Origin of the sequence: Enterococcus sp. DIV1279b, from assembly GCF_050531515.1 — a bacterium.
GTDB classification, from domain to species: Bacteria; Bacillota; Bacilli; order Lactobacillales; family Enterococcaceae; genus Enterococcus_D; species Enterococcus_D casseliflavus.
This window is the reverse complement of sequence record NZ_CP172891.1, coordinates 2,776,660-2,794,181: the sequence shown is the minus strand read 5'-3', so window position 1 is coordinate 2,794,181 and position 17,522 is coordinate 2,776,660. Positions and strand designations below refer to the sequence as shown.

The 17,522-nt window shown below is 43.9% G+C and carries 17 protein-coding genes; 12 read left to right on the top strand and 5 right to left on the bottom strand.

What is annotated here, in order from left to right; genetic code table 11:
* Nucleotides 1-20: 20 nt before the first annotated feature.
* The 4 genes from IGI71_RS13280 to IGI71_RS13265 all read left to right on the top strand — a co-directional run bounded on the left by IGI71_RS13280 (nucleotide 21) and on the right by IGI71_RS13265 (nucleotide 5,813).
* Complete coding sequence (locus IGI71_RS13280; RefSeq protein WP_060791378.1) at nucleotides 21-2,693, top strand: beta-galactosidase; 2,673 nt, start codon at nucleotides 21-23, stop codon at nucleotides 2,691-2,693.
* Nucleotides 2,665-3,504, top strand: coding sequence for a sugar phosphate isomerase/epimerase family protein (locus tag IGI71_RS13275; RefSeq protein ID WP_008380772.1), 840 nt, complete (start codon nucleotides 2,665-2,667; stop codon nucleotides 3,502-3,504). The genes IGI71_RS13280 and IGI71_RS13275 overlap by 29 nt, the downstream gene beginning before the upstream one ends.
* A 286-nt stretch (nucleotides 3,505-3,790) precedes the next feature.
* The gene (locus IGI71_RS13270; protein ID WP_071859228.1) at nucleotides 3,791-4,774 is read left to right on the top strand and encodes a LacI family DNA-binding transcriptional regulator; all 984 of its coding nucleotides are present in this window, start codon (nucleotides 3,791-3,793) and stop codon (nucleotides 4,772-4,774) included.
* A gap of 271 nt (nucleotides 4,775-5,045) precedes the next feature.
* Entirely contained in the window at nucleotides 5,046-5,813 is a 768-nt protein-coding gene (locus IGI71_RS13265) for a histidinol-phosphatase (protein WP_060791376.1), read from the top strand.
* Nucleotides 5,814-5,882: 69 nt separating this feature from the next.
* Here IGI71_RS13265 and add read toward each other — a convergent pair whose 3' ends face one another.
* The 4 genes from add to IGI71_RS13245 all read right to left on the bottom strand — a co-directional run bounded on the left by add (nucleotide 5,883) and on the right by IGI71_RS13245 (nucleotide 11,060).
* Nucleotides 5,883-6,899: an adenosine deaminase gene (gene add, locus IGI71_RS13260; protein WP_231434783.1), complete on the bottom strand. Its 1,017-nt coding sequence runs from the start codon at nucleotides 6,897-6,899 to the stop codon at nucleotides 5,883-5,885.
* Between the two features lie 151 nt (nucleotides 6,900-7,050).
* The gene (gene ald / locus IGI71_RS13255) at nucleotides 7,051-8,157 is read right to left on the bottom strand and encodes an alanine dehydrogenase (protein ID WP_086295671.1); all 1,107 of its coding nucleotides are present in this window, start codon (nucleotides 8,155-8,157) and stop codon (nucleotides 7,051-7,053) included.
* A gap of 148 nt (nucleotides 8,158-8,305) precedes the next feature.
* Nucleotides 8,306-9,028: a C39 family peptidase gene (locus IGI71_RS13250; RefSeq protein ID WP_086295670.1), complete on the bottom strand. Its 723-nt coding sequence runs from the start codon at nucleotides 9,026-9,028 to the stop codon at nucleotides 8,306-8,308.
* Nucleotides 9,029-9,128: 100 nt separating this feature from the next.
* Nucleotides 9,129-11,060, bottom strand: coding sequence for an ABC-F family ATP-binding cassette domain-containing protein (locus IGI71_RS13245; RefSeq protein ID WP_086295669.1), 1,932 nt, complete (start codon nucleotides 11,058-11,060; stop codon nucleotides 9,129-9,131).
* A gap of 217 nt (nucleotides 11,061-11,277) precedes the next feature.
* Here IGI71_RS13245 and IGI71_RS13240 point away from each other — a divergent pair, with 217 nt between their 5' ends.
* Nucleotides 11,278-11,952, top strand: a complete 675-nt coding sequence (locus tag IGI71_RS13240; RefSeq protein ID WP_005228549.1) for a redox-sensing transcriptional repressor Rex — start codon at nucleotides 11,278-11,280, stop codon at nucleotides 11,950-11,952.
* A gap of 93 nt (nucleotides 11,953-12,045) precedes the next feature.
* On the opposite strand, the gene IGI71_RS13235 is transcribed toward IGI71_RS13240, so the two are convergent.
* Complete coding sequence (locus IGI71_RS13235; RefSeq protein WP_231434782.1) at nucleotides 12,046-12,408, bottom strand: thioredoxin family protein; 363 nt, start codon at nucleotides 12,406-12,408, stop codon at nucleotides 12,046-12,048.
* A 220-nt stretch (nucleotides 12,409-12,628) separates the two neighbouring features.
* On the opposite strand from IGI71_RS13235, the gene IGI71_RS13230 reads away from it, so the two are divergent.
* The 7 genes from IGI71_RS13230 to IGI71_RS13200 all read left to right on the top strand — a co-directional run bounded on the left by IGI71_RS13230 (nucleotide 12,629) and on the right by IGI71_RS13200 (nucleotide 17,369).
* A complete protein-coding gene (locus IGI71_RS13230; protein ID WP_086295667.1) occupies nucleotides 12,629-13,576 on the top strand; it encodes a permease in 948 nt (315 codons plus the stop codon).
* Nucleotides 13,577-13,579: 3 nt separating this feature from the next.
* Nucleotides 13,580-14,410 (top strand): TIGR03943 family putative permease subunit, encoded by an 831-nt coding sequence (locus IGI71_RS13225; protein ID WP_231434781.1) that lies wholly within the window; start codon nucleotides 13,580-13,582, stop codon nucleotides 14,408-14,410.
* A 145-nt stretch (nucleotides 14,411-14,555) separates the two neighbouring features.
* A complete protein-coding gene (locus tag IGI71_RS13220; protein WP_005228556.1) occupies nucleotides 14,556-14,822 on the top strand; it encodes an IreB family regulatory phosphoprotein in 267 nt (88 codons plus the stop codon).
* Nucleotides 14,822-15,253: a Holliday junction resolvase RuvX gene (gene ruvX, locus IGI71_RS13215; RefSeq protein ID WP_005234242.1), complete on the top strand. Its 432-nt coding sequence runs from the start codon at nucleotides 14,822-14,824 to the stop codon at nucleotides 15,251-15,253. The genes IGI71_RS13220 and ruvX overlap by 1 nt, the downstream gene beginning before the upstream one ends.
* Before the next feature lie 22 nt (nucleotides 15,254-15,275).
* Nucleotides 15,276-15,593 (top strand): DUF1292 domain-containing protein, encoded by a 318-nt coding sequence (locus IGI71_RS13210; RefSeq protein WP_005228559.1) that lies wholly within the window; start codon nucleotides 15,276-15,278, stop codon nucleotides 15,591-15,593.
* A gap of 104 nt (nucleotides 15,594-15,697) precedes the next feature.
* On the top strand, nucleotides 15,698-16,120 hold the full coding sequence (locus IGI71_RS13205) for an NUDIX hydrolase (RefSeq protein WP_060791370.1): 423 nt from the start codon (nucleotides 15,698-15,700) through the stop codon (nucleotides 16,118-16,120).
* A 145-nt stretch (nucleotides 16,121-16,265) separates the two neighbouring features.
* Nucleotides 16,266-17,369, top strand: coding sequence for an alpha-hydroxy-acid oxidizing protein (locus IGI71_RS13200; RefSeq protein ID WP_010749842.1), 1,104 nt, complete (start codon nucleotides 16,266-16,268; stop codon nucleotides 17,367-17,369).
* Nucleotides 17,370-17,522 lie beyond the last annotated feature (153 nt).

Genomic DNA, 17,522 nt, shown 5'->3' with positions numbered 1-17,522 from the left:
TAGATGGAGGAAGAAAAGAAATGAAAATCGTTCTAGGCGGAGATTCAACCGTGGCGGATTATCCCCTTGATCAACAGCCAATGATGGGCTGGGGACAAGCTTTACCAAGCTATCTGTCCCCAGAAGTAGACGTACACAATTTTGCGAAAAACGGCAGTACGACTCGTTCGTTTATCGAAGAAGGGTTGTTTAAGCAGCTCCTGCAAGAAGTCGAACCGAATACAGTCGTCCTACTGCAATTTGGACATAATGACCAAAAAGAGAAAAATCATGTCACGATGGAGGCGTACATTGCTCATTTGACAGACATGATCCGTCAAATCAAAGAAAAAGCAGGAATCCCGATCCTGTGTACACCTGTTGAACGACGTGTAGGGGAAGAGGGACGACTGGCGCATACGTTGTCAGCGTTTTTATCGGTCTTAAGAGAACTTAGTCGAACGGAAGAAGTGGATTTGTTTGATTTAAATCGCTATACCTATCATTATTATGACACATTAGGACTAGAAGCTTCCAAAGCGCTCTTTGTTTGGTTAGCACCGGATGAGCACCCCAATTATCCTGCAGGTCTCGCAGATGATACTCACTTTTCAAAGGTCGGGGCGCATATGATCGCTCGCTATGTAGCGATTCGTTTACAGGCGTTTTTCCATGAGCAACCACTGTTTCCTGATATTTATTACGGCGCCTGCATGTATCCAGAAGTCTGGTCGGAAGAAATCATGCAAAGTGATAGTCAAACGATGAAAACGTTGGGCATGAATTTTGCTAGAATTGGGGAATTCATGTGGCGTGACTTGGAGCCTCAACCTGGAGAATATGATTTTGCGTTGTTGGAACGTGCGCTAGAACAGTACCAAGCAAATGGCATCGATGTTTGCTTATGTATTCCAACGCCAACTCCGCCCCGCTGGTTTACAAAACAGTACCCAGAAGCTTTAATCACTAATCAAGATGGGACGAAGATGCATCATGGCTCAAGACAGCATGTCTGTACCAACAACGAGGACTTTCGCCGCTATGCCTATCGTTTGACGAGAAAAATCGCTGAGATTGCCGAAAAACATGAAAATGTCGTTATGTTGCAATTGGACAATGAGTTTAAATGTCATGTCGATCTATGTTACTGTACGACGTGCCAAACGCGTTGGCATACGTATTTAAAAGACAACTATCAATCCGTGACCAACCTCAACGAGTGTTGGGGCACGAAGGTGTGGAGTGAGTGGTATGACGCATTTGAGGATGTCGTCTTGCCACTAACGACCCCGTTTTTGCATAATTCTTCCCTGATGAATGCCTTTCGCCGCTTTACCACCGATACGTTGAATGAGTTTGCGCATGATCTTTGTCATTTTATCCGAATGGAGACCGCGTTACCCATTACCCATAACTCCGCTTTTGGTTTTAACTTGCAAAATGATGAGCTATTTGCTGATTTAGATATTGCCGGTTTTGATACGTATGCACCGGCAGACAACTACCCAGCGTATACGATGAACTTGGATCGTTGGCGGAATGTCAAACCGCGCAACAAAGAAATGTTATTGTTAGAAACTTGTACTGCCAATGCTGGTCATATTGAAAATTATGCGACTCCTCGTCCTCATGGGTTTGTCACAAGTGAAGCGTTCATTGGCTATGCTGGTCATTTGAAATCCTTCTGCTTTTGGCATTTTCGTGGACATCGCTATGGTGTGGAGCAACCCCATAGTGCCGTGTTAACTGCTTGGGGAGAGCCAGATTGTGGGTATGAAGAGGTAGTTCGGATTGGCGAACTAAGACAACAGATCGCACCACTTTTAGCGGAAACGAAGTATGTATCGGCAAAAATAGCCATTATCTACTCGGATTACTCGAAACGTTTTTACACGATCGATCATGGGGGTGTTTATGATTATCGCAGCCTGTTTACCGAATTTTACGGCAGTCTGATTCGCCAAGGGATTCGTGTAGAAATCATTCAAGAAAATAGTCCGTTAGAAGAGTATGATGTTGTTCTTGCCCCATTTGTTCGTTGGATCAGTCCTACCTTGTTGAAAAAATTTGCCGCCTTTACTGAAGCAGGAGGTAAGCTGATTTTAGGCCCGATGACGGGGGATCGGACCAAAGAGCTGGCGTGGCCAGCGACAAATGGCTTAGATCGTTTAGGAGAATGGCTCGGGTTTGACGAAATCCAGCAATTTACGGTGAAAGGACTGACTTATCAGCTAACCTATGACGGCCTAAAAGAACCTTTGGATCATTTGGTCACAGTTTTTCATTGCCCAGAAGATTGGGAAACGATCGGACGAGGGAATGACCAAACGCTACTAGCTAAGAAACAACTGGCTCAAGGAGAGATCATCTATTTAGGTGCGCTACCTAGCAATTTAACAGACAGTTTGATATGGCAGTCGTTTTGTCACAAAGAACTTTTCCCTTATGAATCAGAGCGCCTGTTGATCAAATGTTCGGAAGGTGTGATGAAGTATCGCCGAGAGTCAGCGACCCATGTCCAACTCTGGATCAGTAACTTAGGGATGACGACAGCTGACTTTACCTTACATCTCCCCGGTTTCGAACGCTTATCAGGTGAAGCGCTGGCGCGGGGTAACCATAGGTTAGAACCTTATGAAAATTTGATTATTGAATGGGAAAAAACAGTAGAAAGCGAGGAGTCAGATGATTCATTTAGCCATCCGAGGGCATGACCTCTCAGGAGAATATACACCCAAGCAGCTAGCACAAGCGGTAGGAGCAAAGAAAATAAGAAACGTTCAGTTTGCCTTGAATGCGTCTTTTCCAGACCTAAGTGCTCCTGAAAAAATGAGTCCAGGTATGGGGACCTTCTTCAAGAATGAATTCCAAGAACAAGGCGTTCAAATCGCTTTGTTAAGTTGTTATAGTAACTTGATTCATCCCGAACCAGAGGAACGAGAGAAAATCTTACAGAAATTTGAGCGCTACTTATTCCATGCCCGTTATTTTGGTGCCAGCATGGTGGCTTCAGAAACAGGCTCAGTCATTGCCGCGCTGGGATATAGCGAAGAGAATTTTTCGGATGAGGTTTTTGAAGACTTGATCCATGTGATCCAGCGACTCGTTCGAGTAGGAGAAAAACATAAAACCATGGTAGGGATCGAAGCAGGAATGAATCATCCGTTGTATTCGAATCAGCGCATCGCCGAGCTGATTGAACGTGTTCCTTCTGATTATCTAGGGATCATTTACGATCCAACGAATTTGATCACCGCAAAAACGGCTGCTGATCAAGTTGCATTGGTAGAAGAAGCGTTTACTCTTTTTGGCGAGAAAATCGTCTGCTTGCACCTAAAGGATTTTCAACTCTCGAGAGAAGAAGTGATCCCTGTCCCGTTAGGTGAAGGACAAATACGGTATCCAGAAATTTTACAGCTTCTGATCAAACACAAGCCATACTGTTACGTGGTGTTAGAAGAAACAAAAGACGCTGGGATCGATCGTGCGGTGGCGTTGATTGAAGGCTTAGATTTAAAAAATTAGCTGGGTGCTTTTGTAAATGATTGTTTAAGAGAACACGGGAGTGATTTTCTTGTTTTCTTCAAAGACGCTGACATTAATGCAAACTTTTATCGAGCATAGAAAAGTTGTTTATGGTGAGATTTCATCTAAACAGCTTTTTTATTTTCATAAAAACAGAAAATATGATGCAAGGTTTGTTATTATAGAATAAAAAGAAAGCATTTTAGAGTGTTGCATTCGGATAATAGATCAAATGGAAAAGGATTTAACAATTACGAGACATGAAAAAGAGAGAAAGGAGGGACCAATGGCAAACATGCAAGATGTGGCAAAACTTGCCAATGTATCCGTGACTACCGTCTCACGAGTGATCAACAATAAAAAATACGTGAATGAAGAAACAAAGCGGGTTGTGCTAGAAGCAATTCAAGCACTTGATTATGTACCAAATGAATTAGCACGATCCTTTTATTACAATTCTTCAAAGATGATCGGCTTGCTGATCTATGATTTGAAAAATGATTTTTATAATCAATTTATTACCCGAATCGAGTCGCAACTGATTGAGAAAGGCTATAGTTTGATGATTGGTACCACACAAGGAAATCCTGAAAGAGAAGCCTATTTTTTGAACTTGTTTCTCGCAAATAATATTGATGGGGTAATTTTATGTACCAACCTTTGTACGCAAGGTCCGTTGTTGCAAAAGGTTCTCAAATTACCTCTAGTGAGTGTGGGTAGAGTCCTTAGCGATGAAGTATCCTCCGTTTCTGCGGATAATACCTCAGGTGGACAGTTGGCAGCACAGATCTTAATCCAAAATCGTTGTCGCGAGATCCTCTTCGTTAATGGACCAAAGACATTACATTCCGTTCAAGAAAAATCAGCTGGTTTTTATCAAGTGATGGACCAATACCCAGAGATCCATGTTCACGAGGTCATACTCGATTTTGTAAATGTCACGCAAACATCCTTTGATCAACTTTTTCGTCAATGGCCTTCTATCGATGGCATTTTTGAGGCAAGCGATTTTTTGGCAGCCTGCGCTTTAAGTTCCCTTCATTCAGTGGATAAAAAGGTTGGTGAAGCGATTCAAGTGATTGGTTATGAAAACACCAATGTTTGTCTTTGTACTAGCCCTTTGCTTTCGTCCATCGCACGACCTTTAGAGGAGATGGTGGATTGGACGACCCAGCTACTTTTTCAAGAGGTACAAGGAGACAAAACCGCACCAAGACACGTCCTCTTGAAAAATTCATTTGTCCCAAGAGAAACGACTCAATGGAAGTGATGGGAAAAGAAGCAACCGTTTGCAGCTTTCTTTTGATTGTCTTGGGATAGCCGCAATTCTATAATGAAATGGACTGGAATAAATCCAGATTGATGAAGTTGCTAAGTGATAGGTGTTGATAGCTAGGAATATTTTTAAAAAAATGGTTCCGCTTACAAAATGTTCTGTAAAATAGCGAACGGCTTGAAGGATAACGCCTCAAGAAGAGCGTACCTAAAATGCGATCACAAGAACAAATTAACCTAAATGTAATATGAAGGAGTGATTAACCATGTGGAAAGCAAACTATCATACCCACACAACTCGATGCAAACATGCACGGGATTCTGATGAAGACTATGTAATCAAAGCCATCCAAGCTGGCTTTAAGGAAATTGGCTTCGCTGATCATTGTCCCTGGCCCTTTGAGGCTGGGTATGTCTCCCTCATGCGGATGGATGTTGCGCAATTGGAAGATTACGTTTCATCGGTGAGAAGCTTACAGGAAAAGTACCAAGGACAAATCGATGTGAAATTAGGATTAGAGTGTGAATATTTTGAAACAATGATCCCTTGGCTAGTTGCAGAGAAAGAAAGGCTGTCGATCGACTATTTGATTTTTGGCAATCACTTTCCTGAAATCGAAAGCAATCACTATTACGACCATACACCCGGGGATTCGGTAAAAGCGATCAAAGATTATCTCCGTGTTTCTTTACAGGGAATTGAATCAGAAATTTTTGCTTATATGGCACACCCAGATGTGTTCATGCGGGGCTATAAAACCTTCGATTCTCATTGTGAAGAAGTTGCCTACCGCCTATGTGAAAAAGCCAAAGAGTATCAGCTGCCGTTGGAGTATAATTTGGCAGGCTATACGAACGGTGGCTATCCGCATCCTGAATTTTGGAAGATCGCCAAGGAAGTCGGCTGCTCTTGTATTATTGGGATCGATGCCCACGAGAGTGCTGCTTTAACGAATACAGAAATTTACGAAAGAGCTCTTTTAGAAATCGATGCCTTGGGGTTAACACGGATCGATCGGCTCTTCTTTGCGTGAAGGAAAGAAAGTTGATCGTTTTGGAAATAAAACATGGACGCCAGTGGGGATCACTAGCGTCCATGTTTATTAGAATTGCCATTCTTGAATTTTTTTCAAGAGTACCGCTTTGTCGGAAGCTTCCGCAAAGGAATGCTGAACGGCAGTTTCGTTTAAGAAGCGCATCTCTGATTCGGACATGTCGCAATGATGAGCCATTTGCAGGTATTCATTGGTCAATGTCGTGTTTGAGACCGTTCGGTTATCGGTGTTCAAACAAAAAGGGACCTTGGCTTTCAGCCATTCTCTTAATGGGTATGCCGAGTATGTGGGAATCGCACGCGTATGAACATTGCTGGTAGGGCAGCCTTCGATACAGCGATTTTGTTCTCGAACAAACGCTTGAGCAGTAGGATCTCCTTTTAAGGCGATGCCGTGGCCAATCCGCTGCGCACCGCTTTCGATGGCTTGATAAATGTTTTGCACACAGCCGCATTCGCCTGCGTGTAAGGTCAGCTGGACACTTTGGTCCTTGAGGAACACTTGATAGCTGGCAGCTAAATCAGGGACGTACCCGTCTTCTTCTGGACCTGCCAGATCAATGCCGACGACTTTTTCATCGGTAAGAGCGATCGCTTCATCAAAAATCGCCGTAATAGCTGGTAGGTCTTCTTGACGCATCCCAATGACCAAAACATTGCCTTTGATTGGGTAGCGTTCTTCTGCTCGTGCGATGCCTTCGATCACGGCTTGGATGGTCTGGCTGCAAGTGAGTCCTTTGTCCATCGATAAGCTGGGAGCAAAGCGGATCTCAATATAAGCGACCCCATCTTGAGCGGCTTGTTCCATCACGTCATAGGCGGCAGCTGCTAACGCTTCTTGTGTTTGCAAATACGGCCGAACGAAATCAAAGCAGCGAAGATAATCCCTCAGGTCATGACAATCTTTGGGGGCTTGCATCTGTGCTTTCACAGCTTCTATGTCTTGCTCGATCGGTAGTTCTTGCTGATTGGCGATGGCGATCAATGTTTCTGGACGAATGGAACCGTCGAGGTGGCAGTGAAGTTCTACTTTGGGAAATGCTTGGATTTGTTGTTGAGTAAGCACAGTGTTCCTCCTGTCTAGGTCGAATTTTTTTAAGTATGAATATAGCATACTTCCAAAGCCCATGCTACCCAAAAAAGGAAATTCTCATAGAAAGCAAAACAGCAGCCGCGAATTACTTGTGCGGCTGCTGGTTTTATTGTGGGAGAGTGGCTCAAATCAATTCCGATAGATCGGTAAAAGGCAATGACAGATCGTGAGCGGCTTCTTTTGAAGTAAATGCGCCCTCATAGGCGATGACCCCTTTGGCAAGTGCCTGATTTTCTCGCAACGCTGCTAAAGGATCGTTCGCTAGCTGCTGGGCATACGGCAAGGTGGCAATGCTCAATGCGATGGTTGCCGTTTGCGGCACAGCACCTGGCATATTCGCGACTGCATAGTGAATAACTTCTTCCCGGATATAGGTTGGCTCGTCGTGGGTAGTGACTTTGTCTTCGGTCTCAAAAATTCCGCCTTGGTCAATGGCAATATCGACGATCACGGATTTTTCAGGCATCTGTTTCACCATGTCGCGGGTCACTAAGCACGGGGCTTTTTGTCCTGGCAATAAGACGGCTCCTACCACCAAGTCTGCGGATTGGATCGTTCGTTCGATATTCAAGCGATTGGAATACAAGGTTTGAACTTGACCAGAAAACTGTCGATCCAGCTCTTGTAAGCGTGGGATCGAAACGTCTAAAATCGTCACTTGTGCGCCTAAACCTACAGCGACTCTCGCGGCATTCTCACCGGCAACGCCACCACCAATGATCGTTACCCGACCTTGACGGACGCCGGGAACACCTGAAAGCAGGATCCCTTTTCCGCCATATATTTTTTCGAGAAATTGTGCGCCGATTTGAACAGACATTCTTCCAGCGATCTCACTCATAGGCGATAGCAGAGGCAGGGTGCCGTTCGCCAGCTGGACGTTTTCATAAGCAACAGCGATCACTTTGCTGTCGATCAATGCTTGAGCAAGCTGTTGATTGGCGGCTACGTGGAAATAGGTGAATAAAACCAGTCCCTCATGCAAAAAGGGGTATTCTTCTGGTAAAGGTTCTTTGACTTTCATAACCAATTCAGAGGCCCAAACCTCTTCAACGGTAGCAATCGTAGCACCGACTTCCTGATACGCTTGATCAGAAAAGGTTGATCCTGCACCAGCGCCTTGTTCAACGAAGACTTCGTGTCCGTCTTGGACTAACTCATAGACTCCCGAGGGCGGCAATGCCACACGATTTTCATTGTTCTTGATTTCTTTTGGGATACCGATTTTCATAGACTTCACACCTTTCTTTCTTCCATTATAATAGAAAGCGGATTCCTAAGGGGAGAAAGAATGGTTTTTTTATTAAAAAAGTAAGATCCAGTTGCTGCCTACGCCACGACAAAGAAAAAAGCCCCGAAAGGGGACTTTTTTCGATCAATCAGCTGAAGGTCCAAAAGCGTAAGCTTTGATCAGCGATTTCATCTAGTGTGTAATAGATAGCGTAATGGGATTTTTCTGGATCATCATTTGGATCTAAGACAAACACTTGATCGTCCATCATTCCACCTAAGACCATAATATGGCCGCCATCTGTAAATTCCCCTGGAGTCACAGAAACGATGACCGGATGATTTTGTTGCAAGTAAGCTTCAACACTGGCTAGATCTGTGCCAAGATCATAGTAGTTGTAGCCGTTTGCATCGGCAAAATCAGAAAAAATCCGCCAGTCCGTTCCTTGGCCGTCAACGTAATAATGATCTCCTGCCCAATTGAGGACTTCCAGTGGCGAAATGGGATAGCCTTCAAGATAGGATTGAACCATCGCAAGAGAAGCAATCGCACAGCCGTTTTCTGCTAAGGTTTGGCTGCCGTCATTGCCATAGGATCTATCGGCCCAATCTTCGTTCGTCTGCAAGAAAATCGGTGTCGTGATGTCCATTTCCCATAAATAAGCATTGATGTCATCACTAAAGATAGCCTGAGAATAAATATATTCGTCGTCATAACTCTCATCATAGGCAACGACGGTATGCACGTGTTCAGACAACTCTCCGTACAACACGTGATGAGAGATTCGATTGAACCCTATCCAAATCAACACCAATCCTGCCAAAACAACCATTGGCCGACGCTTTCGATAAACATCTGTCTGTTTTTGCATTTTTCCCTCCTTGTTTTACGAATCGTACGTATTCATCCTGTTCTTTTAAGTAAAACAAAGGAGGGGGCGCTTGTCATCGGCCTACAGACCGATTCCTCGATCAACTGTCAAATGCTTCTAGTTCTAAGCTAGTATTTTCCCATGCTTCTAGTAGAGCTTCTTGTTCAGTGCGGGCTTGTTCTAACGCTTGATTCAACGCGGTCAATTTGACATGATCATTCAACGCATCTGGTGCGGTCATGTCTTGTTCCAGTTGTTGGATCGTTTCTTCTATTGCGGCAAGTTCTTCTTCGATTTGGGTGACTTTTCGCTGTAAGGTTCTAACGGCTTTTTGCTGTTCCTTGCTTTGGACAAAGTTTTGCTTGCCCGCTGAGAGGGTGGTTTCGGTTGTTTTTGCTTCCAACATCGCTGCGATCTCAGCTTCTTCTTGTTTCTTTTCTAAATAATAATCGTAATCGCCGAGATAGAGCTTGCTGCCGTTTTCAGACAGTTCCACGACCTTGGTGGCGATTCGATTGATAAAGTAGCGGTCATGAGATACGAAGAACAAAGTGCCTTCATAATCGATCAGGGCATTTTCTAAGACTTCTTTGCTGTCGATGTCTAAATGGTTGGTTGGCTCATCCAAAATCAAGAAATTGTCATGGTCCATGGCTAATTTTGCCAAAGCGACACGGGCTTTTTCGCCGCCGCTTAACAGCGTGATCGGCTTTTCAACATCTTCTCCCGAAAATAAGAAGCTGCCTAATATATTGCGAATCTCGACTTCAGGTGTGGTACTGTGGTCATCCCAAAGCTCATGGAGGATCGTTTTGGTTGAGTGCAGATCGGATTGGGTTTGGTCATAGTACCCGATTGAGACATTGGCGCCAAAATGCACCTTTCCTTGAATAAAGGGGATTTTATGAATCAGCGATTTCAATAAGGTTGATTTGCCGATCCCATTCGGTCCCACTAAAGCGATCGCATCTTTGCGCCGAACATCTAAGTCGATGGGCGCCGATAAAACTTCTTCTTCAGAATAACCGATAGCGGCATTTTCTACTTGCATCACAACATTTCCTGAAGGCTTTTCAATAGAAAAAAGGAAGTGGGCGGATTTTTCATCTCCTTGCGGGCGATCCAGCCGGTCCATTTTCTCTAATTGCTTACGGCGGCTTTGCGCGCGTTTGGTGGTAGACGCACGGACAAGGTTGCGGGCAACAAAGTCTTCCAGTTTATTGATTTCTTCTTGCTGTTTTTCAAAGGCTTTCCATTCACTTTGCAACTGCTCCGCTTTCAGGGTCAAATAGCGGCTGTAATTGCCTTTGTAATGGCGCATTTTTTGACGACTCAGTTCGTAGACTTCGTTGACGACTTTGTCTAGGAAGTAACGGTCATGGGAAACGATCAGCAACGCACCGGCATATCCTTGCAGATAGTTTTCCAACCAAGATAACGTTTCGATGTCTAAATGGTTGGTCGGTTCATCGAGGATCAAGATATCAGGTTTTTGCAGCAGCATTTTTGCTAATGCCAAGCGGGTTTTTTGACCACCAGAAAGGGTGTTGATAGCTTGCGTGTAAAAAGAAGGATCAAACTGAAAACCGTGCAAGACGGAGCGAATCTCATTTTCATAGCCATAACCGTTTTTTTCTGCAAATTCATGTTGCAACTGGTCGTATTCTTTCAGGAGATTGCCAGAGTCAGCAGCAGGATCTGCTTCGGAGATGGCGATCTCTAAGGTACGCATGCGCTGCTCCATCTGCCGAACCGTTGCAAAAGCTCCTAGCATTTCTTCCCAAACGGTGGCCTCACTAGCAAGTCCGGTATCTTGAGCTAAGTAGCCCATCGTAGCGGTCTTGTTTTTAGCGATCGTTCCTTTATCAGGACTTTCGAGTCCAGCAATAATTTTCAGTAGCGTTGATTTACCAGCACCGTTGCGCCCAACAAGCGCGATTCGGGAATTGCTGGCAATCTCTAATTGGATATTTTCAAATAAAACCTCGGCTCCGAAAAGACGGGCGATTTGGTTGGCTTGTAATAAAATCATGTATATGTCATTCCTATCTTTAAGAAACTTGTCTGTATCAAGGTTGCAATACTACAAGTCTATCATATTTTAAGGGAAACGGCGATTGGGAAAAAGTTTGATTTTACCATTATAAAATTTATATTTCAAATTATGAGCATTCAAATTGATTTTTGAACAATGTATTTGTTATGATAGCTTCATCACAAGTGAATTTTTCACAATGGGGGAGTATTCTTTGAAAGATCATCAAATTCCAAAGGCAACAGCGAAGCGATTGCCTTTATATTATCGTTACTTGCGTATTTTGCACCAAGCTGGCAAATTAAAAGTTTCTTCGACCGAACTAAGTGAAGCTGTTCAAGTTGATAGTGCGACGATCCGCCGCGACTTTTCCTACTTTGGTGAATTAGGAAAACGCGGCTATGGCTATGATGTTGAAAGCTTGATGCAGTTCTTTGCGAAGACATTGAACGAAGACCACATGACGAATGTAGCTTTAGTCGGTGTCGGAAACTTGGGGAGCGCCTTGTTGAAATACAAATTTCACCAAAGCAACAGCATTCGGATCAGTGCCGCATTTGATGTCAACGAAGATCTAGTTGGTCGAATCGTAGATGGTGTGCCGGTCTATCCAATGGATGACATGAAGGAACAAGTGAAGATCCAGCAGATCGATGTGGCTATTTTGACGGTTCCCGCACAACATTCACAAGATTTAGTGAACGAGCTTGTGAAAGCTGGCATTAAAGGAATCTTGAACTTTACACCTGCACGGATCACTGCACCAAAAGGCGTGCTGATTCAAAACGTTGACTTAACCAATGAATTGCAAACGTTGATTTATTTCTTGCATTCAGGCAACGTCTTGTCCCATGAAGAACCAGTAGAAGAACCATCACTAAGCGAATAATCGCATCACATAAATAGGAACCAACAAAACAGCTGCCAGATCGTAGTATATACAACGATCTGACAGCTGTTTTTTGCTTTTTCACCACTGATCTTACTCGTCTAACTGGTCAAAAAGTGATTCGTAGGAATCTTGCTCTTCAACGCTTGTGAGCGCTTCTTGATATCGCAAGATTTGTTGAGTCAAACGTGTGAAATCGATGATGCGGGCTTCACGATGCACTTCTTTCCCATTCGCGAACAAGAGGACGACAGGAACCGTCAAGACCGAAAATAAAGTGGCTGCTTCTGGCTCTGCCAGCGTGTTGATGGTAAATAGGGGGAGTTGCTGGGATTGTGCCAGTTTTTGGATGCGTGGTTTGTCTGCAACACAAATACTGCAATTCGGTTGAGAGAGATAGAGTAGTGCCAACGGTTGTTGGGCGAGCTGCTCTTGGATCGGTTGATTTTTTTGCATAAGTCATTCCTCCATGGAAAATGTACGCTGTTCTTGAGGAAAAGTCAAAATATCTGCTAGCAGCTGATCGCTTAGGTGAGTAAGAAGGATTCAAAGATAAGGGAAATCTAAAGCAACGATTAAAAAAATAGGCTGCTTTAAAAAAAACGTTGTATAAAAAAAGGAAAAAACGTATAGTAATTCCAGCGTTTCGAATTTATTGATAAAGAAGGTTAAAGTTATGTTTCAGGCATTACCGAATTCTGTCCTGCAAATGAGTGTTATTTTTTTATCTATCGTCATTGAAGCCTTGCCGTTTGTCCTATTGGGCTGCTTGATCTCAGGTGCCTTACAAGTCTTCTTGACACCAGAAAGAGTCACGAGACTCTTACCAAAAAACAAATTGGCATCGATCACAGTTGGTTGTGGTCTGGGGGTCTTTTTTCCTTCCTGCGAATGTGGGATCGTACCGATCGTTAATCAGTTCGTAAAAAAAGAGGTGCCAGTGTATACGGCGTTTGCCTTTATGCTGACTGCACCGATCATCAATCCAATCGTGATTTTTTCTACATTCATTGCCTTTGGAAATTCCGCGAAGTTCGCCTTTTTGCGTGTACTGGGCAGCTTATTGGTCGCAATGGTCGTGGGGATCTGGCTGGCGTATTTTAACAAACAAGAGGTCTTAAAAACACGGCTTGCCAATCAATTAAGTGGCGGGAATGAGCAGGCAGCTCACCCACACCATCAGGGGCATGATCACGCCCACCATCAAACGGAAAAGAGCAGTCATCCGCTCCTTCGGCAGATTCGTCATTTGCTGCAGCATAGTTTGGATGAGTTTTTCGATACTGGGCGTTATTTGATCATTGGTGCGTTGATCGCCTCAGCGATGCAGACCTATCTGCCAACTGGTTTGATGCTGACATTAGGCTCCACGAAGCTGTTAGCGGTCTTCGTCATGCTGCTGTTAGCATTAACGTTATCCCTATGTTCCGAAGCAGATGCCTTTATCGGCTCTTCGTTGTTGAGTTTATTCGGCACTGGACCAGTCGTCGGTTTCCTGGTTTTTGGTCCAATGGTAGATATTAAAAACCTGTTGATGATGAAGCGGTACTTTTCGGGGCGTTTTATCGCTTCTTTAGTTGGATTAGTCGCAATCGTCGTTTCAATTTATGCATGGGTGGTGTAAAGAATGGTTCGTTTTTTGATCTTATCAGGCTATTTTGAATTGATGATGTACTTGCAAGTGACGGGCAAACTCAATCAGTTTATCAACATTCATTATCGCTATCTCGCTATTTTATCCATGATCATTTCTTTATTATTGGCTTTGGTCCAGCTGTATTTTTGGGTCAAACAAGAGCCTGAGCATCATCATGACGATGAGCATCAGCATGGATTGGAGAAAAAACACCAACGAGTGATTGCGTATTTTCTATTAGCCTTACCGATCATCGTGGGTCTCTTTTTCCCCACCGTTAGCTTGGATACGACGATCGTTGAAGCAAAAGGGTTTAATTTCCCCCTAAGTGAAGAATCTGTGGGGGATCCAGAAATGACGACCCAATATCTGAAACCCGATACAAGTCTTTATTTTAACAAAGAAGATTATGACACTCAGATGGATGCAGCGTTGGCACGTTACGCCAAAGATGAGACGATTGCGGTAACGGAAGAAAATTACTTGGAAGTCATGGAGTTGATCTATACGTACCCGAGCGAATTTATTGGCAAGAAAATCACCTATGATGGATTTGTGTACCATGCAGATCAAGATGATGCCAATGAAATCTTTTTGTTTCGTTTTGGCATTATCCATTGTGTGGCTGATTCAGGCGTTTTTGGCTTGCGAGTGGAATTACCGCAACAAAAAACGGCAGAAAATAACCAGTGGCTCCATGTAGAAGGGACGATCCAATCGAAGTACTATCAACCCTTTAAACGAGACTTACCGATGGTGGTAGCAGACCAAGAGAAGACGATTGAAGCACCAGAAAACCAGTATGTCTACCGCGCTTTCTAGCTTTTTTTAAGAAAGTTCATAAAAACATCATAAACCTTTGTTATAATGGAGAAAATCTAAGCATATGTTTGTAGTTTTATCAAACGTTTAGTACAATATAGTAGGAACATATGCTAAAATCTATACAAAAGAGAGGTGTCGTGAAATGGGTTTTACAGATGAAACAGTTCGCTTTGATTTTGATGATAGCCGTAAAAAAGAAGTCAGCGAAACATTAGCTATCGTCTACCGAGCATTAGAGGAAAAAGGATACAATCCGATCAATCAAATCGTCGGTTATCTCCTTTCTGGCGACCCGGCTTACATTCCTCGTTATCGGGATGCCCGGAATTTGATTCGTCGTCACGAACGGGATGAGATCATGGAAGTTCTGATCCGTTATTATTTAGGCAATCACGGGATCAACCTATAATGAGAATCATGGGATTGGATGTTGGTTCGCGGACAGTCGGCGTGGCGGTCAGTGACCCAATGGGCTGGACAGCACAAGGGATCGAGATCATTCGCATCAATGAAGATGAAGGCAATTTCGGTTATGATCGACTTGCTGAATTGGTGAAAGAATATGAAGTCTCACGTTTTGTGGTAGGACTACCTAAAAATATGAATAATACGATCGGACCTAGAGCGGAAGCTTCTATGGCTTACGGCGCAGCGATCGAACAGCAATTCGGTTTGCCGGTCGTTTACCAAGACGAACGTCTGACGACCGTTCAAGCAGAACGAATGCTGGTAGAACAGGCGAATACATCGCGTGCCAAACGAAAAAAAGTGATTGATAAATTAGCAGCAGTCATGATTTTGCAGAATTATTTAGATGGTGCTGGGAAACAGCTGTTTTAATTTACAGAAAAGAGGAAAATAAATGTCAGAACATACACACGATCATAACCACGATCACGATCATGAAGGACATGAACACATTACTTTAATCGATGATCAAGGAAATGAAACCTTATACGAAATTCTATTAACGGTTGACGGTACGGAAGAATTCGGCCGCAACTACGTCTTGCTTTATCCAGCAGGCGTACCAGAAGAAGAAGACGTTGAATTACAAGCGTACGCTTATATTGAAAACGAAGACGGTTCTGAAGGTGAATTAGAACAGATCGAAACAGAAGCAGAATGGGATATGATTGAAGAAGTCTTCAACACATTCATGGCGGAAGAAGAAGAGTAATAAGTTGCAAGTGCTGACCCTTTCCATAAGGGATCAGCACTTTTTTTGATTTAACGACTGTTTATTTTAGAAGCATGTCTGCTTTTTTGAAAGGAATGAGAAAAATGAGTAACGTAACGATATTCGAGCTTGAAAAGATCGCAGAAGAGCAGCTAGTTTTTGCCGTGATCATCAGCAAGTACCAAGAAAAGTTCGTCTATGTCAAACACAAAGAACGAGACACCTTGGAGATTCCTGGAGGCAAGCGAGAACTAGGAGAAAGCATCACAGAGTGTGCTGCCCGTGAATTAAAAGAAGAAACAGGCGCCAAGCACTTTACCCTAGAACCGTTATTTATCTATGGTTTAGAAAAAAACGGGGAGGCCGATTACGGCTTGGTGTTTGAAGCCCAGATCACGGACTTGCAGGATGAATTGACCTCAGAGATCGAAGCAATCTATGTAATGGCAGAGCCGCCTGCCAACTGGACATATCCAACGATTCAGCCGTTGTTATTGGCAGAATATTTCGTACGAACAAAAAAATAATTCAGCCCACTCAAATGGAGGGCTGTCTTGAGTGGGAAAGTAAAAGAAGCCTATTTGACAGGAGTGAGCGAATGAGTTGCGTGATCCTGCAATCAGGGGTAGGATGAAAATGTAAACGTTATCTTATTGGAGAGTAGGGAAAGGCATGGAAAAAATTTATCAAGCAAGTACCGCAGAAGGAGCAATCGATTTTATCAATATGCGCGATTTGGAGATCGCGGCAGAGGAAGTGATTCCTAAAGGTGGGTATGGCTATATCAGCAGTGGTGCGGGGGATATTTTTACCTATCAAGAAAATGAACGCGCCTTCAATCACAAATTGATCATTCCTCATGTCTTAAAGGACATTGAATTACCGGACACAACGTTGTCCTTTGGCGGCGATACGTTGTCAGCGCCAATCATTATGGCGCCTGTTGCCGCCCACGGCTTAGCAAATGTTGCGGCAGAACAAGCGTCAGCCAAAGGTGTTTCACGTTTTGGCACGATCTATACGGCGAGTTCGTATGCCTCTTGTACGTTGGAAGAAATCCGAGCAGCTGGTGGTCAAGAAGCGCCGCAGTGGTTCCAATTTTATATGAGTAAAGACGATGGCATCAATAAAGACATCTTGGCGATGGCAAAACGCAATGGCGCCAAAGCGATCGTTTTGACCGCAGATGCAACTGTTGGGGGCAATCGAGAAACGGATCGCCGCAATGGCTTCACCTTTCCGTTGGCAATGCCGATCGTTCAGGCCTATCAATCAGGGATCGGACAAACGATGGATGCCGTTTACGGCTCCTCAAAACAAAAATTAAGTCCCCAGGATGTCGCTTTTATCGCCAAAGAATCTGACTTGCCAGTTTATGTCAAAGGGGTGCAATCAGAAGAAGATGTGGAACGAGCTTTAGGGGCAGGTGCACAAGGGATTTGGGTCTCAAATCACGGGGGACGCCAATTGGATGGTGGTCCAGCTTCCTTTGATTCCTTACAGATCGTGGCTGAAGCAGTGGCAGGTCGGGCGCCGATCGTCTTTGATAGCGGGGTACGGCGAGGACAGCATGTCTTTAAAGCGATTGCTTGCGGAGCAGATCTAGTGGCGATCGGCCGCCCAGTGATCTATGGGTTGGCTCTAGGTGGTGCTACCGGTGTTCAACAAGTCTTTGATTTCTTCAAAAAAGAATTGGAGATGGTCATGCAGCTTGCGGGGACGCAAACGGTGGCAGATATTAAAAAAGCCGTTTTACGGGACAATCGCTATTTATAAGTAATCCCTCAAAAAGGCGCTAGAATCGCTGATTCTGGTGCTTTTTTTAATGGATTTTTCTGATCATGCCCAGGAGCAGGAGCAACTGCTTTCGCTGAAAAAAGTGTATATGATTTTGAAACAATTGCAAAATCAGCTACACTTAAAAGAGAC